The organism is Streptomyces sp. 4F14 (assembly GCF_048159485.1).
Taxonomy (GTDB): domain Bacteria; phylum Actinomycetota; class Actinomycetes; order Streptomycetales; family Streptomycetaceae; genus Streptomyces.
In genome coordinates, this window is record NZ_JBLRVY010000014.1 from 217,563 (window position 1) to 244,067 (window position 26,505).

A 26,505-nucleotide genomic window follows, 5' to 3' on the forward strand; every position below is an offset into this window, starting at 1 on the left:
CACCCATGCAGATCGCGATCCTCCTCTTCGACGGCTTCACCGCCCTCGACGCGGTAGGCCCCTACGAGCCCCTGGAGGGCCTCCCCGACGCGGAGATCGTCTTCGTCGCCGAGCAGGCCGGCCCCGTCCGCACGCACACCGGACACCTGGCCCTCACCGCGGACCGCACGCTCGCCGAGGTCACCCGCCCGGACATCGTCGTCGTCCCCGGCGGCCCCGGCCAGACCGGGCAGATGGACAACGCACGCCTCCTGGACTGGCTGCGAGCGGTCGACGCGACGAGCACCTGGACGACGTCCGTGTGCACCGGCTCCCTGCTCCTCGGCGCCGCCGGCCTCCTCGAAGGCCGCCGCGCGACCACCCACTGGCTGGGCCTGGACATGCTGCGCACGTTCGGCGCCGAACCGACCGGCGAGCGGGTCGTGTTCGACGGCAAGTACGTCACCGCGGCAGGTGTCTCCTCCGGCATCGACATGGCCCTCGCCCTCGTGGGCCGCGTCGCGGGGGACACCCGGGCCCAGACGGTCCAGCTGACCATCGAGTACGACCCCCAGCCCCCGTACGACGCGGGCTCCCCTCAGAAGGCCCCCAAGGAGATCGTCGAGGCCCTGCGCGCCCGTACCCGCTTCCAGCAGCCCGAAACGGCCTGACCGGGAAGGCCCCTCAGAACCCCCTCACCCCACCCAACCGAACCGCGGAGCCCTCCGCTCCAGGAACGCGGCGACCCCCTCCGCGGTGTCGCCGCTCCCGCGTTCCACCTCCGCCCAGTACGCCTCCCGGCCCGCGCGCCCGTCCGCGAACTCCTTCGCCGCGACCTGCGTCAGGCGCGACCGCGACACCAGGACCCGCGTGAACTCCTCGACCCGCTTGCCGAGTTCACCGGCGGGCAGCACCTCGTCGACGAACCCGGTGCGCAGCGCGCGCTCCGTACCGATCAGCTCTCCGGAGAACAGCAGCCACTTCGCGGTCGCCGGTCCCACCAGGGAGACCAGCCGCCGGGTGGCCGACGCCGGGTAGACGATCCCGAGCTTCGCGGGCGTCACCCCGAACAGCGCCCCCTCCTCGGCGAACCGCAGATCGCAGGCCGCCGCCAACTGTGCCCCGCCGCCCACGCAGTGCCCGCGGACGGCGGCCAGCGTGGGCTTCGGGAACGCGGCGAGGGCGTCCTCCGCGAGCACGGCCAGGTCCCGTGACTCGGCGGCCGATCCGCGCATGCTGGAGATGTCGGCGCCCGTGCAGAACGTGCCGCCCTCCCCGGTGAGCACCAGCACGCCCACGCGCGGGTCGTCGGCGAGGGACGCGAGGAGCGGCGGCAGCGCGCGCCACATGTCCGGGGTCATGGCGTTGCGCCGCGCGGGGTGGCCGATGACGACGGTGGCGACCGCGTCGGCCACCCGGTGGGACAGTCGGGGCTCCATGTCAGGGGATGCTAACCGCCGTAACGAAACGGTCGTATCCGTAAACCGTCACCCCTAGGGACCTGCGATTCGATCAATATCGATCTATTTACGGCCAGTCAACAGGAGTGGACGGCGCCGTTGCCAACACTCGACGTGTGGTGACAACCGAGTACAGCGGCACCGAGGACAGAGGCGGCGACCGGAACATGGACGACCACGGGCGCGGGCCCGACCCACGCCCAGAGGGCGGCGACAGCACGACCACGCGGGTGCCCGAGCCGCTGCCGTACGAGGGGGTCTGGCGGTTCACCGCGCCCGCCGTGGACGCCTCGGTCCCGCAGGCGCGGCGGGCCGTGCGGGACCTGTTGCACCGGCAGGGGGTGCCGGTCGTGGACGAGGTCGTCGACGGGCTCCTGCTCATCGTGTCGGAGCTGGTGACCAATGCCGTGAAGCACGCGGCGCTGCTGTCGCCGACCCTCGCGGTGGAGGTGGCCGTGGGTGCGGAGTGGGTGCGGGTGTCCGTCGAGGACAGCCACCCCTACCGCCCGACCGCCCTGGAGAACCCCCACAGCCCGACCGGCGGCCGGGGGCTGCTGCTCGTGCGGGAGGTCACCCGGGAGGTGGGCGGGGTGTGCGACGTGGAGCACACGACGACGGGCGGCAAGGTCATCTGGGCCGCGCTTCCGCTGAAACCTTTGCGCGTGGGCTGACCACGGGGTTCCCGGGGCGGCCCCGGCCGGCTACCAGCCCGCCGCGTCGCCCGTCAGCTCGCGGACGGCCGGGCGGGCGGCGTCCAGGACGGTCAGGAACCAGGCGGAGAACGGGTCCTTCGCGTGCCGCTCCGCCAGTTCGGCGGAGGTCACGAAGGCCGTGTCGCCGACCTCCTCCGGGTCCGGCCGCGGGGCCGACTGCACGAGACCGACGAAGAGGTGGTTGAACTCCTGCTCCACCAGGCCGGAGGCGGGGTCCGGGTGGTTGTAGCGGACGGTGCCCGCCTCGGCCATCAGCGTCGGGGAGACGCCCAGCTCCTCGTGCGTCCGCCGGGCCGCCGCCGCGAACGGGGACTCTCCGGGGTAGGGGTGCCCGCAGCAGGTGTTCGACCACACGCCGGGGGAGTGGTACTTGCCCAGCGCGCGCTGCTGGAGCAGGAGACGGCCCTGTTCGTCGAAGAGGAACACCGAGAACGCGCGGTGCAGCTGTCCCGGCGGCTGGTGCGCGGTCAGTTTCTCGGCCGTACCGATCGTGACGCCGTTCTCGTCGACCAGTTCCAGCAGGATCGGCTCCGTGGTGCCGTTCGGCGAACTGTGCGTCGTGGTGGCAGGTGTGATCGGCATACCCATCCTTAGCATCGGTCCTCGCGCCCCCAGTCTGCCGTACACGTCCGGCTCTCCCGGCGCGAAGCGGTGCCGGGAACGGGGCCCGATGGGTGATCTTGCCCGCCCCGGACGCCCCGGAACCGTCCGGGGCGGGGCGGGGGCCGACAACCAACCCGGACGAGTGGTACGTCGCGAACATCGCGAACACGGCCGGCGATCGGATGGTAGGACCACCTCAGTGGCAGAGCTTCGCCTCGTGCTCCGCGTGGCCGCTCGGCTCCAGCTGGAACGTGCAGTGCTCGACGTCGAAGTGGTGGCCCAGGCAGCCCTGGAGGTCGTGGAGCAGCTTCTCGTGGCCGATCGCGTCCAGCGTCTCGGAGCGGACGACTATGTGCGCGGAGAGCACCGGCAGGCCCGAGGTGATGGTCCAGGCGTGCAGGTCGTGGACGTCCTCGACGCCGTCCAGGGCGAGGATGTGGCTGCGTACCTCGGTCATGTCGACGTCCCTCGGCGCGGACTCCAGCAGTACGTCGAGCGTCTCGCGCAGCAGCTTGACCGTCCTCGGGACGATCATCAGGCCGATCACCAGCGAGGCGATCGGGTCGGCGCTCTGCCAGCCCGTGGTGAGGATCACCGCGGCCGAGATCAGCACCGCGACCGAGCCGAGCGTGTCCGCGGCGACCTCCAGGAACGCCCCGCGCACGTTGAGGCTCTCCTTCTGGCCGCGCATCAGGAGCGTGAGCGAGATCATGTTCGCGACCAGGCCGATCGCGCCGAACACGGCCATCAGGCCGCCCTCGGTCGGCGCGGGCGTGAAGAACCGCTGGATCGCCTCGTACAGCACGTACCCGCCGACGCCGAGCAGCAGCAGGCAGTTCGCGAGCGCCGCGAGGATCTCCGCGCGGGCGAGCCCGAAGGTGCGGTGCGAACTTGCGGGCCTCTCCGCGAAGCGGATCGCGAGCAGCGCCATGCCGAGTCCCACGGCGTCGGTCGCCATGTGGGCCGCGTCCGCGACCAGCGCCAGCGAGTCCGCGACCACCCCGCCGACGATCTGCACCACCATCACGCTCAACGTGATCCCGAGCGCGATCCTGAGCCGCCCCTTGTACGCGGCGGCGGCCGTCCCGGTCGGCGGAGCGTGGCTGTGGCCGTGCCCGTGATCGTGTCCAGCCCCCATGAAACATGCCCTCCCAGCGGTAGCCCGAGCCCACAGTGAACTACGGGTGGGGGGTATCCGGCAACGCGGCACTGAACACCGTTGTCATGTGCTCTGACCTGCGCAAACGAACCGCAGGTCAGGGAGTCGCGCGGCCGGATCGGGCCCCCGCGCCCGCGCCCCGTTCCCGCCCGCCGCGAGCGCCGCCCGCGCCCGTCCCCGATCGGCGTCCGGCGCGGTTTGTCCGCGACCCCCTTGATCACCGATGATGATCTCGCCCAGCCCCGGTGTGGACGGTCTTGAGCGTGGTTGAACGGGCAGTGAACGAGAGCCTTCGGGTATCCGATAGCCTCTGCCGTCATATCGCCCGCCCGGAGTCGGGGACAGGGCGCGGAACATTCGTCGTACGTGGCCGGGGCGCACCGGCTCTCAGGGAGTTGACTTCGGTTGTCGACCGCCATCCTCACCGGCTCTCCGGTTCCCGGATCCCCGATCGAGGCGGATCTGAGGTCGCTGGGGTTCGAGGTGCGGACCGCGGCGGGTGCCGCCGAGGCGGAACGGGCCATCGCCGAGGCCCCCTGCGACGAACGCGTCGCGCTGGTGGACGCACGGTTCGTGGGCCATGTGCACGCGCTGCGCCTGGGCCTGACCGACCCCCGGTTCCCGCTGGCCGCCGTGCCCGGCGCCGTCACCGCCCGCCCCGACGCCCGGGTCGCCCTGACGCGGGCGCTCGCGCGGGAGACCTCGGCGGGCGGCCGTACCGCCATAGCCGTCGGCAGTGTCGCCGACCGGGTCGTTCAGGCCCTCGACGCGGAGGGCGACGCCGTGCACCGGCCCGCGCTGGGCAGCCTCGTGGCCGCCGTCCCGCAGGACGAGGAGGCCCGGGACGAGGCGCGGCAGGCGGTCGCCGCCGTGGACGACGAGGCCGTACGCCTCAAGTCCTCCGTGAAGTCCGGCGACGGCTTCTTCACGACCTTCTTCATCAGCCCCTACTCCCGCCACCTGGCCCGCTGGTGCGCGCGCCGGGGGCTGACCCCGAACCAGGTCACCACCGCCTCCCTGCTGACGGCCCTGATCGCGGCGGGCTGCGCGGCGACCGGCACGCGCGGGGGGTTCGTCGCGGCCGGGATCCTGCTGATCGTGTCGTTCGTCCTGGACTGCACGGACGGCCAGTTGGCCCGCTACGCCCTCAAGTACTCGACGCTCGGCGCCTGGCTGGACGCGACCTTCGACCGGGCCAAGGAGTACGCCTACTACGCGGGCCTCGCCCTCGGAGCGGCCCGCGGCGGCGATGACGTATGGGGCCTCGCGCTCGCCGCGATGGTCCTCCAGACCGTCCGCCACATGGTCGACTTCGCCTACCACGAGGCCGAGGACGACGTCGCCCCGCCCGCCACCGGCCCCGTGAAGAAGGTCGGCCTGTCGGTGTGGGTGCGCCGCATGATCATCCTGCCGATCGGCGAACGCTGGGCGATGATCGCGGTCCTGACGGCCGTCGCGACGCCCCGCATCACCTTCTACGCCCTGCTGGCCGGCTGCGCCTTCGCCGCCGCGTACACGACCGCCGGCCGCGTCGCCCGCTCGATCCGCCGCCGCACCCCGAACACGGACCGCTCCGCGCGGGCGCTGGCCGACATGGCGGACAACGGGGCGTTCGCGAGCCTCTTGGCGCCCCTCATGCGAGGCAAGACCCCGCGCACCGGCCCCCTCAGCGCGGCCCTGGGCGCGCTCCTGGTGGTGGCCGCGAGCGCGGTGTGGGGACCGAACTGGTGGACGGTCCTGCTGGCGGGTGCCTACGTCACACTCTCCGCCGAGGCGCTCGCCTACCCCCTGAGCGGCCCCCTCGCCTGGCTGATCGTCCCCCTCTTCCGTACCGCCGAATACGCCACCGTCCTCCTGCTCGCGGCCCACGCGGACGTGAACGGAGCGCTACCGGCGGCTTTCGGGCTGGTGGGCGCCGTCGCCTACCATCACTACGACACGGTGTACCGCATCCGCGGTGGCGCCGGAGCGCCGCCGGCCTGGCTGGTGCGCGCCATCGGGGGGCAGGAGGGACGGACGCTGCTCGTCTGCGTCCTCGCCGCCCTGCTCACCGCCGAGCGGTTCACGCTCGCGCTCACGGCGCTCGCCGTGGCCGTCGCCCTGCTGGTGCTCGCCGAGAGCATCCGCTTCTGGGTCGCCGCGCACAAGGCCGGTGCCCCAGCCGTACACGATGAAGGAGAACCCGCATGATCGGCCTCGTGCTGGCGGCCGGCGCCGGCCGGAGACTGCGCCCCTACACCGACACCCTGCCCAAGGCGCTGGTGCCGGTCGACGGCGAGACGACGATCCTCGACCTGACCCTCGGCAACTTCGCCGAGATCGGCCTCACCGAGGTCGCGATCATCGTCGGGTACCGCAAGGAGGCCGTGTACGAGCGCCAGGCGGCCCTGGAGGCCAAGTACGGCCTCAAGCTCACCCTCATCGACAACGACAAGGCCGAGGAGTGGAACAACGCCTACTCCCTGTGGTGCGGCCGTGACGCCCTCAAGGACGGGGTGATCCTCGCCAACGGCGACACCGTCCACCCGGTCTCCGTCGAGCGGACGCTGCTCGCGGCGCGCGGCGACGGCAAGCGGATCATCCTCGCCCTCGACGCGGTGAAGTCCCTCGCCGACGAGGAGATGAAGGTCGTCGCCGACCCCGAGAAGGGCGTCAGCAAGATCACCAAGCTGATGGACCCGGCCGAGGCGACCGGCGAGTACATCGGCGTCACCCTGATCGAGGGCGAGGCCACCGACGCGCTCGCCGACGCGCTCAAGACCGTCTGGGAGACCGACCCCCAGCAGTTCTACGAGCACGGCTACCAGGAGCTGGTCAACCGCGGCTTCCAGATCGACGTGGCACCCATCGGCGACGTCAAGTGGGTCGAGATCGACAACCACGACGACCTGGCCAAGGGGCGGGAGATCGCATGCCAGTACTGACCCGGCTGATCCCGTCGCCGGTCGTCGTGGACATCCGCGCGGGTGCCCTCGACGACCTGGCGTCGGTGCTCGCCGACGAACGCATCTCCCACTCGGGGAAACTGGCCGTCGCGGTGAGCCCCGGTTCCGGCGCCCGCCTGAAGGACCGTCTCAAGCCGATGCTCCCGGGCGCGAGCTGGTACGAGGTCGGGGGCGGCACCCTCGACGACGCGATCGAACTCGCCGGTGCCATAAAGGCCGGCCACTACGACGCGGTCGTCGGGCTCGGCGGCGGGAAGATCATCGACTGCGCGAAGTTCGCCGCCGCCCGGGTCGGGCTGCCGCTCGTCGCGGTCGCCACCAACCTCGCGCACGACGGCCTGTGTTCACCGGTCGCGACCCTCGACAACGACGCGGGCCGCGGGTCGTACGGCGTACCGAACCCGATCGCGGTCGTCATCGACCTCGAACTCGTCCGGGAGGCCCCCGTCCGCTTCGTGCGGTCCGGGATCGGGGACGCGATCTCCAACATCTCGGCCGTCGCGGACTGGGAGCTGTCCAACCGGGTCAACGGCGAGAAGATCGACGGCCTCGCCGCCGCCATGGCCCGCCAGGCGGGCGAGGCGGTGCTGCGCCACCCCGGCGGCGTCGGCGACGACGGGTTCCTCCAGGTTCTCGCCGAGGCACTGGTCCTGACCGGGATCGCGATGTCCGTCTCCGGCGACTCGCGGCCCTCCTCCGGCGCCTGCCACGAGATCAACCACGCCTTCGACCTGCTGTTCCCCAAGCGTGCCGCGGCCCACGGCGAGCAGTGCGGACTCGGTGCCGCGTTCGCCATGTACCTGCGGGGCGCGCACGAGGACTCCGCGTTCATGGCGGAGGTCCTGCGCCGCCACGGCCTGCCGGTGCTGCCGGAGGAGATCGGCTTCAGCGTGGACGAGTTCGTCCAGGCCGTCGAGTACGCCCCGCAGACCCGCCCCGGCCGCTACACGATCCTCGAACACCTCGACCTCACGACCGACCAGATCAAGGACGTCTACGCCTCCTATGTCAAGGCCATCGGTAGCTGAACTCCGGCCGGTCGTCCACCCCGCAGGGGTCAAGGACCGCCGCAGCGGCGAACACTGGATGGGCCGCCTCTACATGCGTGAGGTGTCCCTCAGGATCGACCGCTACCTGGTCAACACCCGCGTCACACCGAACCAGTTGACGTACCTGATGACGGTGTGCGGCGTCCTGGCCGCGCCCGCCTTGCTGGTGCCCGGCATCTGGGGCGCGGTGCTCGGCGTCGTCGCGGTGCAGCTCTATCTGCTGCTGGACTGCGTGGACGGCGAGATCGCGCGCTGGCGCAAGCAGTACTCGCTGGCCGGGGTCTACCTGGACCGGGTCGGCGCCTACCTGACCGACGCGGCCGTCCTCGTCGGGCTCGGCCTGCGCGCCGCCGACGTGTTCGGCAGCGGGCGCATCGACTGGCTGTGGGCGTTCCTCGGGACGCTCGCCGCGCTCGGCGCGATCCTGATCAAGGCGGAGACGGACCTCGTCGGGGTCGCCCGGCACCAGAACGGCATGGCGCCGGTGAAGGAGTCGGCGTCCGAGCCGCGCTCCTCCGGGATGGCGCTGGCCCGCAAGGCCGCCGCCGCGCTCAAGTTCCACCGGCTGATCCTCGGTATCGAGGCGTCCTTGCTGATCCTGGTCCTCGCGGTCGCCGACCACTACCACGGCGACCTGTTCTGGACCCGCCTCGGCACCGCCGTCCTCGCCGGGATCGCCCTCCTCCAGACCCTCTTGCACCTGGTGTCGGTGCTGGTCTCCAGCAGGCTGAAGTGACCTCCGCCGTGGCCGGCCCGAAGGTCGGCGCCGTCGTCATCACGATGGGCAACCGCCCCGAGGAGCTGCGGGCGCTGCTCGACTCGGTCGCCAAGCAGGACGGCGACCCGGTCGAGGTGGTCGTGGTCGGCAACGGCTCGCCCGTCCCCGACGTACCCGAGGGGGTGCGCACGGTCGAGCTGCCGGAGAACCTCGGCATCCCGGGCGGGCGCAACGTCGGCATCGAGGCGTTCGGGCCCAGCGGCAGGGACGTCGACATACTGCTGTTCCTCGACGACGACGGCCTGCTCCCCGAGCACGACACCGCCGAGCTGTGCCGCAGGGCGTTCACCGAGGACGCGCGGCTCGGCATCGTCAGCTTCCGCATCGCCGACCCGGAGACGGGCGTCACCCAGCGCCGGCACGTGCCGAGGCTGCGGGCCTCCGACCCGATGCGCTCCTCGCGGGTCACCACCTTCCTCGGCGGCGCCAACGCCGTACGCACCCGGGTGTTCGCCGAGGTCGGCGGGTTGCCGGACGCGTTCTTCTACGCCCATGAGGAGACCGACCTCGCCTGGCGGGCGCTGGACGCGGGGTGGGGGATCGACTACCGGTCCGACATGGTGCTGTTCCATCCGACGACGGCGCCCTCGCGGCACGCGGTCTACCACCGGATGGTGGCCCGCAACCGCGTGTGGCTGGCCCGCCGCAACCTGCCCGCCGTCCTGGTCCCCGTCTACCTCGGGGTGTGGCTCACGCTGACCCTGCTGCGCCGGCCGTCCCTGTCCGCGCTGAAGGCGTGGTTCGGCGGGTTCTGGGAAGGCTGGCGCACCGACTGCGGCCCACGCAGGCCGATGCGCTGGCGTACGGTGTGGCGGCTGACCCGGCTGGGCCGTCCGCCGATCATCTGAAAAGCTCCTCCCCGGGCCCCGCCGGCAGCCGGGAGACCGGCGACCGGGTCACCAGGTCACCCCCCGCCTCGTGCGCGGCCCGCCCAGGCCGCGCATCCCGAGACGAAAGTTTCCGCTTGTGAGTGAGAGAACCCCTGAAGGCGGCGTCATGACGAGTGAGCCCCCGTCACCGGACGACGGGCTCACGCCCGAACAGCTCGCCGCGAAGTACGGGCTGGCCGTCAGCGGAGCCCGCCCGTCCCTGCGCGCGTACGTCCGCCAGCTGTGGGGCCGGCGCCACTTCATCCTGGCCTTCTCCTCGGCGAAGCTGGCCGCGCAGTACAGCCAGGCCAAGCTGGGCCAGCTCTGGCAGGTGGCGACGCCGCTGCTGAACGCGGTCGTGTACTTCCTGATCTTCGGGCTGATCCTGGACGCCGGGAAGGGCATGCCGAAGGACGTCTACATCCCGTTCCTCGTCACCGGCATCTTCGTCTTCACCTTCACGCAGAGCTCGGTCATGTCGGGCGTGCGGGCGATCTCCGGCAACCTGGGCCTGGTGCGCGCCCTGCACTTCCCGCGCGCCTCCCTGCCGATCTCCTTCGCGCTCCAGCAGCTCCAGCAGCTGCTGTGGTCGATGCTGGTGCTGTTCCTGGTCGTGATGGCGTTCGGCAGCTACCCGGACCTGTCCTGGGCGCTGATCCTGCCGGTGCTGGTCCTCCAGTTCCTCTTCAACACCGGCCTCGCCCTGATCTTCGCCCGCGCCGGCGCCAAGACCCCCGACCTCGCGCAGCTCATGCCGTTCGTGCTGCGTACGTGGATGTACGCGTCCGGCGTCATGTTCTCCATCCCGGTCTACCTCGCCGAGCGTCCCGGCTGGGTCTCCACCGTGCTCCAGTGGAACCCGACGGCCGTCTACATGGACCTGATGCGTTTCGCCCTGATCGAGGACTACGGCTCGTCCAACCTGCCCGACCACGTCTGGATGGTCGCGGGCGGCTGGGCCGTCCTGTTCGCCGTCGGCGGCTTCGTGTACTTCTGGCAGGCAGAGGAGAGGTACGGCCGTGGCTGAGCCGAGCACGAAAGTCCCGACCGTCATCGCGCAGGACGTGCACATCGTCTACCGCGTCAACGGCGCCAAGGGCGGCAAGGGCAGCGCCACCGCCGCCCTGAGCCGCATCGTCAAGCGCAGGAAGTCCGGCGAGGAGCGCGGCGTGCGCAAGGTCCACGCCGTACGCGGGGTGTCGTTCACCGCGTACCGGGGTGAGGCGATCGGGCTGATCGGCACCAACGGCTCGGGCAAGTCGACGCTGCTGCGGGCGATCGCCGGGCTGCTGCCGCCGGAGAGCGGCAAGGTGTACACCGACGGCCAGCCCTCGCTGCTCGGCGTCAACGCCGCCCTGATGAACGACCTGACCGGCGAGCGCAACGTCGTCCTCGGCGGCCTCGCCATGGGCATGTCCCGGGAGCAGGTCAGGGAGCGCTACCAGGAGATCGTCGACTTCTCCGGCATCAACGAGAAGGGCGACTTCATCTCGCTGCCGATGCGCACCTATTCCTCCGGGATGGCGGCGCGGCTGCGCTTCTCCATCGCCGCCGCCAAGGACCACGACGTCCTGATGATCGACGAGGCCCTCGCGACCGGCGACCGCAAGTTCCAGGTGCGCTCCGAGGAACGCATCCGGGAGCTGCGCAAGCAGGCGGGCACGGTGTTCCTCGTCAGCCACAGCAACAAGTCGATCCGCGACACCTGCGACCGGGTGCTGTGGCTGGAGCGCGGCGAGCTGCGGATGGACGGGCCGACGGACGCGGTGATCAAGGAGTACGAGAAGTTCACGGGCAAATAGCCCGCCGGACACCGGGGCCCCGCCGGAACCTTCCGGCGGGGCCCCGCGTCTGCAAAAGAAATGTCAACTCGGCCGGGTCGTAGGAATCTTGACGGCAATCGGTGTGTTGTTGTGATCTGCGGGAGACCCCGACGAACCGCCGTTCGCTGTACAACGTAAGCTGTAGCGGTCTCGAATCGCGGCAAGTGGGGCGATAACGTGCGCGGACGACTTCACTGGGGACACCGCCGCGCGGGGGTCCGGGCGGCGTGTCCGAAATAGTGCGTATTGGGTCGGCAGTGTAGAACGGGAGATGTGACGGCAATGGCTACGGATACTCCCAGGACCGACCGTGGCACCCTCGACAAGGCCGCCGACGAGAACTTCCCCGTCGCCCCCTTCTTCCTCCCCCGCGCCTGGCGCGACGACCTCATGGCCATCTACGGCTTCGCGCGCCTCGTCGACGACATCGGCGACGGCGACCTCGCCCCCGGCGGCGCCGACGCCCGCCACCTCGGCGTCCCCGCCTCCGCCGCCGACGACCGCCTGGCCATGCTCGACGCCTTCGAGACCGACCTGCGCCGCGTCTTCGACGGCACCCCCGCGCACCCCCTCCTGCTGAACCTCCAGCCCACGGTCCGCCGCCGCGACCTGACCCCCGAGCCCTTCCTCGGCCTGATCGCCGCGAACCGCCAGGACCAGCAGGTCACCCGCTACGAGACGTACGACGACCTCCTCGCCTACTGCGAGCTGTCCGCCAACCCGGTGGGCCGCCTGGTCCTCGCCGTCACCGGCACCTCGACCCCCGAGCGGATCCGCCGCTCCGACGCGGTCTGCACCGCCCTGCAGATCGTCGAACACCTCCAGGACGTGGCCGAGGACCTCGGCCGCGACCGCGTCTATCTGCCCGCCGAGGACATGAAGCGCTTCCACGTCACCGAGACCGACCTCAAGGCGGCGCACGCCGGCGCGTCCCTGCGCGCGCTGGTCGCGTTCGAGGCGCAACGCGCGTGTCAACTCCTGAATGAAGGCGCCCCCCTGGTGGGTAGCGTCACCGGCAGGCTCAGACTGCTGCTCGCGGGGTTCGTGGCGGGGGGACGGGCGGCGGTCCACGCGATCTCCGCCGTCCGGTACGACGTACTTCCCGGCCCGCCGAGGCCCGGCAAGCTCAGGCTGCTGCGCGAGGTGGGCGTGACCCTGCGAGGAGAGGGGTGATCCGGTCCGTGGAACCGTCACCGAACGTGTCCGCGCCGGTACTCGCCGCCTACAGCTACTGCGAGGCCGTCACCGGCACACAGGCCCGCAACTTCGCTTACGGCATCCGGCTGCTGCCCACACCCAAGAGACGCGCGATGTCCGCGCTGTACGCGTTCTCCCGACGCGTCGACGACATCGGCGACGGCGACCTGAAACCCGAGGTGAAACGCACCCGCCTCGACGAGACCCGCGCCCTGCTCGCCCGCGTGCGCGGCGGCGACGTCGCCGAGGACGACACCGACCCCGTCGCGGTCGCCCTCACCCACGCCGCCCACGTCTACCCGATCCCGCTCGGCGGACTCGACGAGCTGATCGACGGCGTCGAGATGGACCTGCGCGGCGAGACCTACGAGACCTGGGACGACCTCAAGACCTACTGCAAGTGCGTCGCCGGAGCCATCGGCCGGCTCTCCATCGGCGTCTTCGGCACCCGCCCCGGCGCGCGCGGCGTCGAACGGGCCCCCGAGTACGCCGACACCCTCGGCCTCGCCCTCCAGCTCACCAACATCCTGCGCGACGTCCGCGAGGACGCCGAGGGCGGCCGCACCTACCTCCCCGCCGACGACCTCGCCAAGTTCGGCTGCGCGGCCGGCTTCGCCACCCAGGCGCCCCCCGCCGGCTCCGACTTCGCGGGCCTCATCCACTTCGAGGTACGCCGCGCCCGCGCGCTGTTCGCCGAGGGCTACCGCCTGCTGCCGATGCTGGACCGGCGCAGCGGCGCCTGCGTCGCCGCGATGGCCGGGATCTACCGGCGCCTGCTCGACCGGATCGAACGCGACCCCGAGGCCGTCCTGCGCGGCCGGGTCTCGCTGCCCGGCCGGGAGAAGGCGTACGTCGCCGCGCGCGGCCTGTCCGGACTCGACGCCCGGAACGTCTCCCGGCAGACCGTCAGGAGGCCCTCTTGACGGACTCTTGGGCCCCGCTTGTCACCCCCGTCTCCCGGGCAACCCCCGGCGTCCGCCCGGCGTCACAGTCGGCAAGGGAGGGCGCACGATGACCGACGAGAACACCGGCCGGCACGCCGTCGTGGTCGGCGGCGGCCTCGCCGGGGTCACCGCCGCGCTCGGCCTCGCGGACGCCGGGGTGCGCGTCACCCTGCTCGAAGGCCGGCCACGCCTGGGCGGACTCGCGTTCTCCTTCCGGCGCGGCGAACTCGACGTCGACAACGGCCAGCACGTCTACCTGCGCTGCTGCACGGCCTACCGCTGGTTCCTCGACCGCATCGGCGCCACCGAACTCGCCCCGCTCCAGGCCCGGTTGGACGTACCGGTGATCGACGTCGGCAAACCCGAGGGGCGGCGGCTCGGCAGACTCAGGCGCGACGCCCTGCCCGTGCCCCTGCATCTCGGGCGCAGCCTCGCGACCTACCCGCACCTCTCCCTCGCCGAACGCGCCAAGGTGGGCCGCGCCGCCCTCGCCCTGAAGGCGCTCGACCTCACCGACCCGGCGCTGGACGACCAGGACTTCGGCGGCTGGCTGGCCGCGCACGGCCAGTCCGCGCGGACCGTCGAGGCCCTGTGGGACCTGGTCGGGGTCGCCACCCTCAACGCGGTCGCGGGCGACGCCTCCCTGGGGCTCGCCGCGATGGTGTTCAAGACCGGTCTGCTGTCCGACCCGGGCGCCGCCGACATCGGCTGGGCCCATGTCCCGCTGGGCGAACTGCACGACCGGCTGGCCCGCAAGGCGCTCGACTCCGCGGGCGTGAACATCGAGGTCCGAACACGCGTCACCTCCATCTCCCAGCAGGACAACGGCCGTTGGACCGTGGAAGTTCCCGGCCGCGCCATCGACACCGACGCGGTCGTCCTCGCCGTACCCCAGCGCGAGGCGTACGACCTGCTGCCGTCCGGCGCCCTCGACGCGCCCGAACGGCTCCTGGAGATCGGCACCGCGCCCATCCTGAACGTGCACGTGATCTACGACCGGCAGGTCATGAACGTGCCCTTCCTCGCCGCCCTCGGCACCCCCGTCCAGTGGGTCTTCGACCGCACCGACGCCTCCGGGCTCACCGGCGGGCAGTACCTGGCGCTGTCCCAGTCGGCCGCGCAGGACGAGATCGACGCACCCGTGGCGACGCTGCGCGAGCGCTACCTGCCCGAGCTGGAGAAGCTGCTGCCCAAGGCGCGCGGCGCCGCCGTCCGCGACTTCTTCGTCACCCGCGAGAAGACCGCGACCTTCGCCCCCGCCCCCGGCGTCGGACGGCTGCGGCCCGGCGCCCGCACGAAAGCCCCCGGCCTCTACCTGGCCGGCGCGTGGACCGCCACAGGGTGGCCCGCGACCATGGAGAGCGCGGTCCGCAGCGGCACGAACGCGGCGGACGCCGCGCTCGGCGCCCTCGGCCGCCCGCGCCCCTCCCGGCTCTTCGCATCCGAGGAGGCCGCCTACCGCAACATTCCGGGGGACAACCCCCGGACCCCCGGCCGAGAGCCGACGGCGCCCGGTGCATCACCGCGAGGTGAGCTTCAGTGAAGGTCCACCAGCACAGCACGGCAGGTTCCCGCACCTCCGGTAACGCGACCACCGAGCACGCCGCGCACACCGCGACAAGAGGAGAAACTGTGCCCACTGTGCCCCCGGCCTCGCCGGCCGCCGCTCGAAGGACCGCGGTGGACGTGGCCGCGCTCCTGGAGCGCGGCCGCACCCTGGCCACCCCGGTGCTGCGGGCCGCCGCGAGCAGGCTCGCGCCGCCCATGGACACGGTCGCGGCCTACCACTTCGGCTGGATCGACGCGCACGGCAACCCCACCGAGGGCGACGGCGGCAAGGCCGTCCGGCCCGCGCTCGCCGTCCTGTCCGCCGAGGTCACCGGCGCCGACCCCACCGTCGGCGTCCCCGGCGCGGTCGCCGTCGAACTGGTCCACAACTTCTCCCTCCTGCACGACGACCTGATGGACGGCGACGAACAGCGCCGCCACCGCGACACCGTCTGGAAGGTGCACGGCCCCGCCCAGGCCATCCTGGTCGGCGACGCCCTCTTCGCCCTCGCCTACGAAGTCCTCCTGGAGTCCGGCACCGCGGGCGCCGGCCGCGCCGCCCGCCGGCTCACCGCCGCGACCCGCGCCCTCATCGACGGCCAGGCCCAGGACATCTCCTACGAGCACCGCGACCGCGTCAGCGTCGAGGAGTGCCTGGAGATGGAGGGCAACAAGACCGGCGCCCTCCTCGCCTGCGCCTCCTCCGTCGGGGCCGTCCTCGGCGGGGCGGGCGAGAAGGACGCCGACACCCTGGAGAAGTACGGCTACCACCTCGGCCTCGCCTTCCAGGCCGTCGACGACCTCCTCGGCATCTGGGGCGACCCCGTCGCCACCGGCAAGCAGACCTGGTCCGACCTGCGCCAGCGCAAGAAGTCCCTGCCCGTCGTCGCCGCCCTCGCGGCCGGCGGCAGCGCCTCCGACCGGCTCGGCGACCTGCTCGCCGCCGACGCGAAGAGCACCGACTTCGCGAACTTCTCCGAGGAGGAGTTCGCGGCCCGCGCCGCCCTCATCGAGGAGGCGGGCGGCCGGGAGTGGACGGCCGCGGAAGCACGCCGTCAGCACACCATCGCCATCGAAGCCCTCGGCGACGTGGACATGCCCGAGCAGGTGCGGGAGAGGTTCACGGCGCTCGCCGACTTCGTCGTCGTACGAAAGAGATGATCACTATCGGTCGAATAGCCCTCGCGTAGTCGCCGGCCGGTGCCGCGAGGAAAGGACAAGCACCGGCCGACGGCGGACCCACAGCAGCACGACTTCGCACGACTGCACTGATAGGGGAAGCCATGACAGCGACGACCGACGGAAGCACCGGGGCCCTGCCGCCCCGCGCTGCCTCGGCCAGCGACACCGACATCACCATCCCCGTGGCGGCCGGGGTACAAGAAGCCGCCGCGCTCGCGATGCGCCGCGCCACCGACCACCTGCTCGCCCACCAGGACGCGCAGGGCTGGTGGAAGGGCGACCTGGAGACCAACGTCACCATGGACGCCGAGGACCTGCTGCTCCGCCAGTTCCTCGGCATCCGCGACGAGAAGACCACACAGGCGTCCGCCCTGTTCGTCCGCGGCGAGCAGCGCGAGGACGGCACCTGGGCCACCTTCTACGGCGGCCCCCCGGACCTCTCCACGACCATCGAGGCGTACGTCGCCCTCAGGCTCGCCGGCGACGCGCCCGAGGCCCCGCACATGGCGAAGGCGTCCGCGTGGATCCGGGAGCGGGGCGGCATCGCCTCCGCGCGGGTCTTCACCCGGATCTGGCTCGCCCTGTTCGGCTGGTGGAAGTGGGAGGACCTGCCCGAACTCCCGCCGGAACTCATCTACTTCCCGCGCTGGTTCCCGCTGTCCATCTACAACTTCGGCTGCTGGGCCCGGCAGACCATCGTCCCGCTCACCGTCGTCTCCGCGAAGCGGCCGGTGCGCCCGGCGCCCTTCCCGCTCGACGAGCTGCACACCGACCCCGCCCACCCCAACCCGCCCAAACCCCTGGCACCGCTGGGGAGTTGGGACGGGCTCTTCCAGCGGCTCGACAAGGTCGTGCGCGGCTACCGGCCGTTCGCGGTGCGCCGGCTGCGCCGCTCCGCGCTGAACTCCGCCGCCCGCTGGATCGTCGAGCGGCAGGAGAACGACGGCTGCTGGGGAGGCATCCAGCCGCCCGCCGTGTACTCCGTCATCGCGCTCCACCTGCTCGGCTACGACCTCGAACACCCCGTCATGCGCGCCGGGCTGGAGTCGCTGGATCGTTACGCCGTGTGGCGCGAGGACGGCGCCCGCATGATCGAGGCGTGCCAGTCGCCCGTGTGGGACACCTGCCTCGCGACCATCGCGCTCGCGGACGCCGGAGTGCCCGCCGATCACCCGCAGTTGGTGAAGGCCGCCGACTGGATGCTCGGCGAGCAGATCGTGCGGCCCGGCGACTGGTCCGTGTCCCGGCCCCAACTGCCGCCGGGCGGCTGGGCGTTCGAGTTCCACAACGACAACTACCCCGACATCGACGACACCGCCGAGGTCGTCCTCGCGCTGCGCCGGGTCAGCCACCACGACCCCGAGCGCGTGGAGAAGGCCATCGCGCGCGGGGTGCGCTGGAACCTCGGCATGCAGTCCCGGGGCGGCGGCTGGGGCGCCTTCGACGTCGACAACACCAGCCCCTTCCCCAACCGGCTGCCGTTCTGCGACTTCGGCGAGGTCATCGACCCGCCGTCCGCCGACGTCACCGCGCACGTCGTCGAGATGCTCGCCGTCGAGGGACTCTCCCACGATCCGCGCACCCGGCGCGGCATCGCCTGGCTGCTGGCCGAACAGGAGCCCGACGGCTCGTGGTTCGGGCGCTGGGGCGTCAACTACGTCTACGGCACCGGCTCGGTGATCCCCGCCCTCGTCGCCGCCGGGCTGCCCGCCCAGCACCCCGCGATCCGGCGGGCCGTGTCCTGGCTGGAGCACGTCCAGAACGAGGACGGCGGTTGGGGCGAGGACCTGCGCTCCTACCAGGATTCCACGAAGTGGGCGGGTAGCGGGGAGTCCACCGCCTCCCAGACCGGCTGGGCCCTGATGGCGCTCCTCGCGGCGGGCCGGCGCGACTCCCGTGCCGTCGAGCGGGGCATCGCCTGGCTCGCCGAGACCCAGCGGGAGGACGGCACCTGGGACGAGCCGTACTTCACCGGCACCGGCTTCCCCTGGGACTTCTCGATCAACTACCACCTGTACCGGCAGGTGTTCCCGCTGACCGCGCTGGGCCGGTACGTCAACGGGGAGCCGGTGTTCGCACGGACGCCGGACACGGTGACGGGGGCCGTGGGGAAGGGAGCCGTGGGCAAGAGGGCCGGTTCAGGCGGCCGGCCTGCCGGGGTCTCCGAGGCCGGTGTGCTGTCGGGCGGGGCGGCCGACGCGGGGACGGGCGGCGCGGCACTCTCCTCCGACGGAGCCTCCGCGCGGACCGCCGCCTCCGGTGCCGGCGGCCGGGGTTCGCGCGTAGCCTCGGCCGGCGGTACAGCCCCCGCAGCGCCTTCCGCCGGTTCGCCCGAAGCCAAGGCCGGCTGATGGGAGCCCCCGCCGGACCGGTTCCGCTGCTGATCGCCTGTGCGCTCGGCATCGAGCATGTCGCCCTGCGCCTGGGGGACCGCAGCGGGGCCGCCGGGCCCGTGACCGTGCTGCGCACCGGGATGGGGCCCAGGGCCGCCGAGCGGTCGGTCGGGCGGGTGCTCGCAGATCCGGTGCTCGAAGGGGCCGCCGTACTCGCCACCGGGTTCTGCGCCGGGCTCGCGCCCGGGATGCACCCCGGTGACCTGGTGGTCGCCGAGGAGACCCGGGATCCGCGCGGGAGCGTCCCGTGCGTGGACATCGAACTGCTCGTCAAGGAACTCGCGCGCACCCTGCCGGGGCGCACCGTCCACACCGGGCCCCTCGTGGGGTCCGACCACGTCGTCCGGGGCCCGGAGCGTTCCGCGCTGCGGGCCACCGGCGCGATCGCCGTCGACATGGAGTCGGCCGCGACGCTCCTGAGCGCCGTGCGCGCGGGCACGCGCCCCGTTGCGGCCGTCCGGGTGGTCGTGGACGCTCCAGAACATGAACTCGTCCGGATCGGCACGCTGCGCGGTGGAATATCGGCTTTCCGCGTCCTTCGTTCCGTCCTGCCTTCTTTCTTCGAATGGCACCGTAATGTGCTGCTCCCTCGGAGGTGAGCCAGATGGCCATGCCGCTGCGTCAGTCCATCAAAGTCGCCACATACCTGGCCGAACAGAAGCTCCGTAAGCGGGACAAGTTCCCGCTGATCGTGGAGCTGGAACCCCTGTTCGCCTGCAACCTGAAGTGCGAGGGCTGCGGAAAGATCCAGCACCCGGCCGGCGTCCTCAAACAGCGCATGCCCGTCGCGCAGGCCGTCGGCGCGGTCCTGGAGTCCGGGGCGCCGATGGTGTCCATCGCGGGCGGCGAGCCCCTGATGCACCCTCAGATCGACGAGATCGTGCGCCAGTTGGTGGCCCGCAAGAAGTACGTCTTCCTCTGCACCAACGCGCTGCTGCTGCGCAAGAAGATCGAGAAGTTCACGCCGTCCCCGTACTTCGCGTTCACCGTGCACATCGACGGCCTGCGCGAACGGCACGACGAGTCGGTGGCGAAGGAGGGCGTCTTCGACGAGGCGGTGGAGGCCATCAAGGAGGCCAAGCGGCGCGGCTTCCGCGTCACCACCAACTCGACGTTCTTCAACACCGACACCCCGCAGACCATCATCGAGGTCCTCAACTACCTCAACGACGACCTCAAGGTCGACGAGATGATGATCTCGCCCGCCTACGCCTACGAGAAGGCCCCCGACCAGGACCACTTCCTGGGCGTCGAGCAGACCCACGAGCTGTTCCGCAAGGCGTTCTCCGGCGGCAGCCGGCGCCGCTGGCGGCTCAACCACTCCCCGCTCTTCCTGGACTTCCTGGAGGGCAAGGTCGACTTCCCGTGCACGGCGTGGGCGATCCCGAACTACTCCCTGTTCGGCTGGCAGCGCCCCTGCTACCTGATGGCCGACGGCTACGTCCCGACGTACCGCGAACTCATCGAGAAGACCGACTGGGACAAGTACGGCCGCGGCAAGGACCCGCGCTGCGACAACTGCATGGCGCACTGCGGGTACGAACCGACCGCCGTCCTCGCCACCATGGGCTCGCTGAAGGAGTCGCTGCGGGCCATGCGCGAGACCGTCGCGGGGAACCGCGAATGACCACCGTCCCCCTGGGCGTCCCCGAGGTACCGGCCCGTCCGATCGCCGCCCGCCGCGTCTCGCGGCGGATCGACGTCGGGCCGGTACCGGTCGGGGGCGGGGCCCCTGTGTCGGTGCAGTCGATGACGACGACGCGTACGTCGGACATCGGCGCGACGCTCCAGCAGATCGCCGAACTCACCGCGTCCGGCTGCCAGATCGTCCGGGTCGCCTGTCCCACGCAGGACGACGCGGACGCGCTGGCGACGATCGCCCGCAAGTCGCAGATCCCGGTGATCGCGGACATCCACTTCCAGCCGAAGTACGTGTTCGCGGCGATCGAGGCCGGGTGCGCGGCGGTGCGCGTCAACCCCGGCAACATCAAGCAGTTCGACGACAAGGTCCGCGAGATCGCGCGGGCCGCCCGGGACCGCGGGACGCCGATCCGGATCGGGGTCAACGCCGGTTCCCTGGACCGGCGGCTGCTCCAGAAGTACGGGAAGGCGACGCCGGAGGCGCTGGTCGAGTCGGCGCTGTGGGAGGCGTCGCTGTTCGAGGAGCATGGATTTAGGGACATCAAGATCTCCGTCAAGCACAACGACCCGGTCGTGATGGTCGAGGCGTACCGGCAGCTCGCCGAACAGTGCGACTACCCCCTGCACCTGGGCGTCACCGAGGCGGGTCCGGCGTTCCAGGGGACCATCAAGTCGGCTGTCGCGTTCGGGGCGTTGCTGGCCCAGGGCATCGGGGACACGATCCGCGTCTCGCTGTCCGCGCCGCCCGCCGAGGAGGTCAAGGTCGGCATCCAGATCCTGGAGTCGCTGAACCTGCGCCAGCGGCGGCTGGAGATCGTGTCCTGCCCGTCCTGCGGGCGGGCGCAGGTCGACGTGTACAAGCTCGCCGACGAGGTCATGGCCGGACTCGACGGCATGGAGGTGCCGTTGCGTGTCGCCGTGATGGGCTGCGTCGTCAACGGGCCCGGCGAGGCGCGCGAGGCCGACCTCGGGGTCGCCTCCGGCAACGGCAAGGGGCAGATCTTCGTCAAGGGCGAGGTCGTCAGGACCGTCCCCGAGTCGAAGATCGTCGAGACCCTCATCGAGGAGGCGATGAAGATCGCCGCGCAGATGGAGCAGGACGGCACCGAGGCAGGGGAGCCGGCCGTCACCGTGAGTTGAACCGCATGGACAGAAGGGGGACCGAGCGTGACGATTCTGGAGAGTGTCCGACAACCGCGCGACCTGAAGGCGCTGACCGAGCCGCAACTGCGGGTGCTGGCCGAGGAGATCAGGGAGTTCCTGATCGAGGCGGTCGCCCGGACCGGCGGCCATCTCGGCCCCAACCTGGGCGTGGTCGAGCTGACGATCGCCCTGCACCGGGTGTTCGCCTCGCCCGTCGACCGCATCCTGTGGGACACCGGCCACCAGGCGTACGTACACAAGCTTCTGACGGGGCGTCAGGACTTCTCGAAGCTGCGTGGCAAAGGCGGGCTGTCCGGCTATCCCTCCCGCGAGGAGTCCGAGCACGACGTCATCGAGAACAGCCACGCCTCCACCGCGCTCGGCTGGGCCGACGGGCTCGCCAAGGCGCGGGACGTGCAGGGCGAGAAGGGCCACGTCGTCGCCGTGATCGGGGACGGCGCGCTGACCGGCGGGATGGCCTGGGAGGCGCTCAACAACATCGCCGCCGCCAAGAACCGGCCGCTGATCATCGTCGTCAACGACAACGAGCGCTCCTACGCGCCCACCATCGGCGGCCTCGCCAACCACCTCGCGACCCTGCGCACCACCGACTCCTACGAGCGTGTCCTCGCCTGGGGCAAGGACGTCCTCCAGCACACCCCGGTCGTCGGCCGGACCGTGTACGAGGCGCTGCACGGCGCGAAGAAGGGCTTCAAGGACGCGTTCGCGCCGCAGGGCCTCTTCGAGGACCTCGGCCTCAAGTACGTCGGCCCCATCGACGGGCACGACATCAAGGCCGTCGAGTCCGCGCTGCGCCGCGCGAAACGCTTCCACGGGCCCGTGCTGGTGCACTGCCTCACCGAGAAGGGCCGCGGCTACGAGCCCGCCCTCGCGCACGAGGAGGACCACTTCCACACCGTCGGCGTCATGGACCCGACGACCTGCGCACCCCTCGCGCCCTCGGGCGGGCCCTCCTGGACGTCGGTGTTCGGCGAGGAGATGGTCAGGATCGGGGAGGAGCGCGACGACGTCGTGGCCATCACGGCGGCCATGCTGCACCCCGTGGGGCTCGGCAGGTTCGCGGAGCGCTTCCCCGACCGCGTCTGGGACGTGGGGATCGCCGAACAGCACGCGGCGGTGAGCGCGGCGGGGCTCGCGACCGGGGGACTGCACCCCGTCGTCGCCGTGTACGCGACCTTCCTCAACCGGGCCTTCGACCAGCTCCTCATGGACGTCGCCCTGCACCGCTGCGGGGTGACCTTCGTCCTCGACCGGGCCGGGGTCACCGGGGTCGACGGGGCGTCCCACAACGGGATGTGGGACATGTCGATCCTCCAGGTGGTGCCGGGGCTCAGGATCGCCGCGCCGCGTGACGCCGACCAACTCCGGGTGCAGCTGCGGGAGTCGGTCGCCGTCGACGACGCGCCCACGCTGATCCGGTTCCCCAAGGAGTCGGTGGGGCCCTCGATCCCGGCGCTCGAACGGGTCGGGGAGATGGACGTGTTGCGGGAGGGGACCGACGTACTCCTCGTCGCCGTCGGGGTGATGGCGCCGGTGTGCCTCCAGGCCGCCGAGCTGCTGGCCTCGCGGGGGATCGAGTGCACGGTCGTGGATCCCCGGTGGGTCAAGCCCGTCGACCCCGAACTGCCCGGTCTCGCCGCGCGGCATCGGCTCGTCGCCGTGGTCGAGGACAACTCCCGTTCGGGCGGGGTGGGTTCGGCGGTCGCGCTGGCCCTCGGGGACGCCGAAGTGGACGTGCCCGTACGGCGGTTCGGGATCCCGGAGCAGTTCCTCGCGCATGCCAAGCGGGGCGAGGTGCTGGCGGACATCGGGCTGACTCCGGTGGAGATCGCGGGGCGGATCGGGGGGAGCCTCGCGGTGAGGGGGGACCTCGCCGGGAGGGGCGACGCTGTCAACGACGCCGGCGGGCGACCCGGCGGCCCAGTCAAGGAGACCGAATGAGCACGGAGTTCGACCTCGGCGCCCTCCTCGCCGCGCGCGGCGCCGAGCGCTACGAGCTGCACGGCAGGTACCTCAACCCCCAGCTGCCGCGCATGCTGCACACCATCGGCTTCGACAAGGTCTACGAGCGTGCCGAGGGCGCCCACTTCTGGGACGCCGACGGCAACGACCACCTCGACATGCTCGCCGGGTTCGGAGTCATGGCCCTCGGGCGCCACCACCCCGTCGTCCGCAAGGCGTTGCACGACGTGATCGACCTCGGCCTCGCCGACCTCACCCGCTTCGACTGCCAGCCACTGCCCGGACTCCTCGCGGAGAGGCTCCTCGCGCACAGCCCGCACCTGGACCGCGTGTTCTTCGGCAACAGCGGCACCGAAGCGGTCGAGACGGCGCTGAAGTTCGCGCGGTACGCGACCGGCAAGCCGCGTGTCCTGTACTGCGAGCACGCCTTCCACGGCCTCACCACCGGCGCGCTGTCGGTCAACGGCGAGGACGGCTTCCGGGACGGGTTCGCGCCGCTGCTGCCCGACACGGCCGTACCGCTCGGCGATCTCGACGCGCTGGCCCGGGAGTTGCGGAAGGGCGACGTCGCCGCGCTGATCGTCGAGCCGATCCAGGGCAAGGGCGTGCACGAGGCGCCGCCCGGGTATCTGCGGGGCGCGCAGGAGCTGTTGCGTCGGCACAAGGCGCTGCTCATCGCCGACGAGGTGCAGACCGGGCTCGGGCGGACCGGGGACTTCTACGCCTACCAGCACGAGGACGGGGTCGAGCCGGACCTCGTGTGCGTCGCCAAGGCACTGTCCGGCGGGTACGTGCCGGTGGGGGCGACGCTCGGCAAGGACTGGATCTTCAAGAAGGTCTACTCGTCGATGGACCGCGTCCTCGTGCACTCCGCGAGCTTCGGGTCCAATGCGCAGGCCATGGCCGTCGGGCTCGCCGTCCTCGACGTGATGGAGAACGAGCAGACCGTCGCGCACGTCCGCCGGGTGGGGGAGCTGTTGAAGTCCCGGCTCGCCGCGCTGGTCGACAAGTACGAGCTGCTCGCCGACGTACGCGGGCGCGGGCTGATGATCGGCATCGAGTTCGGGAAGCCGTCCTCGCTGAAGCTGCGCAGCCGCTGGGCGATGCTCCAGGCCGCCCGCAAGGGGCTGTTCGCGCAGATGGTCGTCGTGCCGCTGCTCCAGCGCCACCGGATCCTCACGCAGGTCTCCGGGGACCACCTGGAGGTCATCAAGCTGATCCCGCCGCTCGTCGTCGACGAGGCGGACGTGGAGCGGTTCGTGGACGCGTTCACCGAGGTCATGGACGACGCGCACCAGGGCGGCGGGCTGATGTGGGACTTCGGGAAGACGCTGATCAAGCAGGCGGTGGCGAACCGGTAACGCGGTTTTTGCCTGTGGGGCAAGAAATTTGCCCCACAGGCAAGCTCGCGGCTGAATGGAGGCATGAGCACTCCGGATGCCGAGCCGACCACGGCCCTCCCGGCGATGGCCCCGCACCTGCGTGCGCTCAGGCGCCGCGCCTCCCTCACGCTGGAGGCCGCCGCCCGGTCCGCCGGACTCTCGCCCGCCTACCTCTCCCGGCTGGAGACGGGCCAGCGCCAGCCCTCGCTGCCGATGCTGCTCGCGCTCGCCCGGGTCTACGGTACGACGGTCTCCGAGCTCCTCGGCGAGACGTCCGCCGTACGGGACGCGGTCGTGCGCGCCGGGGACATGGAGCCGACGGAGGCGGGCGGCTGGACCTACGTCCAGGCCGGGGCCGCCGGGCGCGGGATGCAGGCCCTGCGGGTGCGGGTGCCGCACGGGGCGCAGGGCGACATCGTGCGCGTGCACCCCGGCGAGGAGTGGCTGTACGTCCTCAAGGGGCGGCTGCGGCTGACCCTCGGCGACTCCACGCACCTCCTCGACCCCGGGGACAGCGCGCACTTCGACTCGCTGACCCCGCACCGCATCGCCGCGCGCGACGTCTCCGGCGTCGACCTCCTGTTCGTCCACACCCTGCTGCAGAGCCCCACGGCCACCCTGTGCCTGGGCCCCAACCCTGGAGACACGCCATGAGCGACAACCGTGAGGAAGGCCTCCCGCGCGCCCTGTGGATCAGGCTGCTGGTCTACGTCGTCGGCGGGCACGTCCTGGCGCTGTTCATCTGGTTCCTGTTCGAGGCGGGGTCCCGGCAGTAGCCGGCGCCGGGTTGGGGCGCGCTCACTCCAGGAAGCGATCCTTCAGGCGGGCCCGCAGCTGCGGCGTCACCCCGAGGCCCTGCTCCAGATACGCCTCCATCGACCCCCACTGCTCCTCCATCGCGTCGAACCCCGCCTGGAGGTACTCCGCGCGGGCCTCGAACAGGGGGCTGAGCAGGGCGGTGATCTCGGGGTCGCGCGCGGGGGGCGTGGAGCCGTCCGTCCGGCGCAGCTGGTAGCGGCGGTGGGTCGCGTTGGACTCCAGGTAGTCCGCGACGATCGCGTCCCGCTCGACGTCCAGCGCGAGGAGCGTCACGGCTATGGACAGGCCGGCGCGGTCCTTGCCGGCCGCGCAGTGCATCAGCGCGGGCGCGCTGTCGTCGGCGAGGGCGGCCAGCACCTGGGAGTGCTCGGGCGTCCGCACCTTGACGATCGTCCGGTACGAGGCGATCATCCGCCCGGCCGCCCTGTCCCCGCCGAGGATCTCCCGCAACTCCTCGATGCGGCCGTCGCGGACCATCGTCCAGAACTCCGCGCCGTCCGCCGGGTCCGACAGCGGCAGGTTCACGTTCCGCGTGCCCGGCAGTTCGATGTCCGGGCCCTCCAGCTTGTGGTCCGCCGCGTTGCGGAAGTCGAAGACCGTGTGCAGCCCCAGCGAGGCCAGGAAAGCGGCGTCCTCCTCGGTCGCGTGCGCCAGGTGGCCGCTGCGGTACAGCACGCCATGGCGCACCCGGCGCCCGTCGGTCGTCGGCAGGCCGCCCACATCACGGAAATTGCGGACGCCTGCCAGCTCGGGTTCGGTCGAGGGGATCTGCTGCGTCACGGGGTCTCCCTCCCAGTCGGCCCCTACCCGGCGCGGCTCAGAAATGGCCGGTGGGACACGCTGTCGACGATACGACATGGGGGTGACGGCCCATGAGTTGTCCACAGGCGTTGCA

At 71.7% G+C, this 26,505-nt stretch carries 25 protein-coding genes; 21 read left to right on the forward strand and 4 right to left on the reverse strand.

Annotated elements, in window-relative coordinates:
- The first annotated feature begins 5 nt into the window (after window positions 1-5).
- The gene (locus tag ACLZOT_RS24980) at window positions 6-650 is read left to right on the forward strand and encodes a DJ-1/PfpI family protein (RefSeq protein ID WP_416971287.1); all 645 of its coding nucleotides are present in this window, start codon (window positions 6-8) and stop codon (window positions 648-650) included.
- A 24-nt stretch (window positions 651-674) separates the two neighbouring features.
- Here the strand turns inward: ACLZOT_RS24980 and ACLZOT_RS24985 are convergent, their stop codons facing one another.
- Entirely contained in the window at window positions 675-1,418 is a 744-nt protein-coding gene (locus ACLZOT_RS24985; protein ID WP_416971288.1) for an enoyl-CoA hydratase/isomerase family protein, read from the reverse strand.
- A 188-nt stretch (window positions 1,419-1,606) separates the two neighbouring features.
- On the opposite strand from ACLZOT_RS24985, the gene ACLZOT_RS24990 reads away from it, so the two are divergent.
- Window positions 1,607-2,110 (forward strand): ATP-binding protein, encoded by a 504-nt coding sequence (locus ACLZOT_RS24990; protein WP_416971353.1) that lies wholly within the window; start codon window positions 1,607-1,609, stop codon window positions 2,108-2,110.
- A gap of 30 nt (window positions 2,111-2,140) precedes the next feature.
- Here the strand turns inward: ACLZOT_RS24990 and idi are convergent, their stop codons facing one another.
- Both idi and ACLZOT_RS25000 read right to left on the reverse strand, forming a co-directional pair.
- A complete protein-coding gene (gene idi / locus ACLZOT_RS24995) occupies window positions 2,141-2,734 on the reverse strand; it encodes an isopentenyl-diphosphate Delta-isomerase (RefSeq protein ID WP_416971289.1) in 594 nt (197 codons plus the stop codon).
- Window positions 2,735-2,951: 217 nt separating this feature from the next.
- Window positions 2,952-3,893: a cation diffusion facilitator family transporter gene (locus tag ACLZOT_RS25000; protein WP_416971290.1), complete on the reverse strand. Its 942-nt coding sequence runs from the start codon at window positions 3,891-3,893 to the stop codon at window positions 2,952-2,954.
- Window positions 3,894-4,319: 426 nt separating this feature from the next.
- Between ACLZOT_RS25000 and ACLZOT_RS25005 the strand changes: the two genes are divergently transcribed.
- The 19 genes from ACLZOT_RS25005 to ACLZOT_RS25095 all read left to right on the forward strand — a co-directional run bounded on the left by ACLZOT_RS25005 (window position 4,320) and on the right by ACLZOT_RS25095 (window position 25,567).
- Complete coding sequence (locus ACLZOT_RS25005; RefSeq protein WP_416971291.1) at window positions 4,320-6,104, forward strand: DUF5941 domain-containing protein; 1,785 nt, start codon at window positions 4,320-4,322, stop codon at window positions 6,102-6,104.
- A complete protein-coding gene (locus ACLZOT_RS25010) occupies window positions 6,101-6,838 on the forward strand; it encodes a sugar phosphate nucleotidyltransferase (RefSeq protein WP_416971292.1) in 738 nt (245 codons plus the stop codon). The genes ACLZOT_RS25005 and ACLZOT_RS25010 overlap by 4 nt, the downstream gene beginning before the upstream one ends.
- A complete protein-coding gene (locus ACLZOT_RS25015) occupies window positions 6,826-7,887 on the forward strand; it encodes an iron-containing alcohol dehydrogenase family protein (RefSeq protein WP_416971293.1) in 1,062 nt (353 codons plus the stop codon). Before ACLZOT_RS25010 ends, ACLZOT_RS25015 begins: the two co-directional genes overlap by 13 nt.
- Window positions 7,865-8,644 carry a CDP-alcohol phosphatidyltransferase family protein gene (locus tag ACLZOT_RS25020; protein ID WP_416971294.1) on the forward strand — a complete coding sequence of 260 codons (780 nt, stop codon included), beginning with the start codon at window positions 7,865-7,867 and terminating at the stop codon, window positions 8,642-8,644. The genes ACLZOT_RS25015 and ACLZOT_RS25020 overlap by 23 nt, the downstream gene beginning before the upstream one ends.
- Window positions 8,645-8,688: 44 nt before the next feature.
- Window positions 8,689-9,534 carry a glycosyltransferase family 2 protein gene (locus ACLZOT_RS25025; protein WP_416971354.1) on the forward strand — a complete coding sequence of 282 codons (846 nt, stop codon included), beginning with the start codon at window positions 8,689-8,691 and terminating at the stop codon, window positions 9,532-9,534.
- 148 nt (window positions 9,535-9,682) lie between these two features.
- Window positions 9,683-10,582: an ABC transporter permease gene (locus tag ACLZOT_RS25030; protein WP_416971295.1), complete on the forward strand. Its 900-nt coding sequence runs from the start codon at window positions 9,683-9,685 to the stop codon at window positions 10,580-10,582.
- Complete coding sequence (locus tag ACLZOT_RS25035) at window positions 10,575-11,357, forward strand: ABC transporter ATP-binding protein (RefSeq protein WP_416971296.1); 783 nt, start codon at window positions 10,575-10,577, stop codon at window positions 11,355-11,357. Before ACLZOT_RS25030 ends, ACLZOT_RS25035 begins: the two co-directional genes overlap by 8 nt.
- Before the next feature lie 303 nt (window positions 11,358-11,660).
- Window positions 11,661-12,551: a squalene synthase HpnC gene (hpnC, locus tag ACLZOT_RS25040; RefSeq protein ID WP_416971297.1), complete on the forward strand. Its 891-nt coding sequence runs from the start codon at window positions 11,661-11,663 to the stop codon at window positions 12,549-12,551.
- The gene (gene hpnD / locus ACLZOT_RS25045; RefSeq protein ID WP_416971298.1) at window positions 12,548-13,498 is read left to right on the forward strand and encodes a presqualene diphosphate synthase HpnD; all 951 of its coding nucleotides are present in this window, start codon (window positions 12,548-12,550) and stop codon (window positions 13,496-13,498) included. The genes hpnC and hpnD overlap by 4 nt, the downstream gene beginning before the upstream one ends.
- Window positions 13,499-13,586: 88 nt before the next feature.
- On the forward strand, window positions 13,587-15,062 hold the full coding sequence (gene hpnE, locus ACLZOT_RS25050) for a hydroxysqualene dehydroxylase HpnE (protein ID WP_416971299.1): 1,476 nt from the start codon (window positions 13,587-13,589) through the stop codon (window positions 15,060-15,062).
- A gap of 98 nt (window positions 15,063-15,160) precedes the next feature.
- Window positions 15,161-16,228: a polyprenyl synthetase family protein gene (locus ACLZOT_RS25055; protein ID WP_416971355.1), complete on the forward strand. Its 1,068-nt coding sequence runs from the start codon at window positions 15,161-15,163 to the stop codon at window positions 16,226-16,228.
- Window positions 16,229-16,350: 122 nt separating this feature from the next.
- Window positions 16,351-18,600: a squalene--hopene cyclase gene (gene shc / locus ACLZOT_RS25060; protein WP_416971300.1), complete on the forward strand. Its 2,250-nt coding sequence runs from the start codon at window positions 16,351-16,353 to the stop codon at window positions 18,598-18,600.
- Entirely contained in the window at window positions 18,600-19,241 is a 642-nt protein-coding gene (locus tag ACLZOT_RS25065; protein WP_416971301.1) for a 1-hydroxy-2-methyl-2-butenyl 4-diphosphate reductase, read from the forward strand. Before shc ends, ACLZOT_RS25065 begins: the two co-directional genes overlap by 1 nt.
- A 5-nt stretch (window positions 19,242-19,246) precedes the next feature.
- On the forward strand, window positions 19,247-20,269 hold the full coding sequence (gene hpnH, locus ACLZOT_RS25070) for an adenosyl-hopene transferase HpnH (protein WP_416971302.1): 1,023 nt from the start codon (window positions 19,247-19,249) through the stop codon (window positions 20,267-20,269).
- Entirely contained in the window at window positions 20,266-21,423 is a 1,158-nt protein-coding gene (ispG, locus tag ACLZOT_RS25075) for a flavodoxin-dependent (E)-4-hydroxy-3-methylbut-2-enyl-diphosphate synthase (RefSeq protein WP_416971303.1), read from the forward strand. Before hpnH ends, ispG begins: the two co-directional genes overlap by 4 nt.
- A 27-nt stretch (window positions 21,424-21,450) precedes the next feature.
- Window positions 21,451-23,388: a 1-deoxy-D-xylulose-5-phosphate synthase gene (dxs, locus tag ACLZOT_RS25080; protein WP_416971304.1), complete on the forward strand. Its 1,938-nt coding sequence runs from the start codon at window positions 21,451-21,453 to the stop codon at window positions 23,386-23,388.
- Window positions 23,385-24,770, forward strand: a complete 1,386-nt coding sequence (locus ACLZOT_RS25085) for an aspartate aminotransferase family protein (protein ID WP_416971305.1) — start codon at window positions 23,385-23,387, stop codon at window positions 24,768-24,770. Before dxs ends, ACLZOT_RS25085 begins: the two co-directional genes overlap by 4 nt.
- A 63-nt stretch (window positions 24,771-24,833) precedes the next feature.
- Window positions 24,834-25,445: a helix-turn-helix domain-containing protein gene (locus ACLZOT_RS25090; RefSeq protein ID WP_416971306.1), complete on the forward strand. Its 612-nt coding sequence runs from the start codon at window positions 24,834-24,836 to the stop codon at window positions 25,443-25,445.
- Window positions 25,442-25,567 carry a DUF6126 family protein gene (locus ACLZOT_RS25095; RefSeq protein WP_416971307.1) on the forward strand — a complete coding sequence of 42 codons (126 nt, stop codon included), beginning with the start codon at window positions 25,442-25,444 and terminating at the stop codon, window positions 25,565-25,567. The genes ACLZOT_RS25090 and ACLZOT_RS25095 overlap by 4 nt, the downstream gene beginning before the upstream one ends.
- Window positions 25,568-25,589: 22 nt before the next feature.
- On the opposite strand, the gene ACLZOT_RS25100 is transcribed toward ACLZOT_RS25095, so the two are convergent.
- Window positions 25,590-26,390 (reverse strand): tyrosine-protein phosphatase, encoded by an 801-nt coding sequence (locus ACLZOT_RS25100; RefSeq protein WP_416971308.1) that lies wholly within the window; start codon window positions 26,388-26,390, stop codon window positions 25,590-25,592.
- Window positions 26,391-26,505 lie beyond the last annotated feature (115 nt).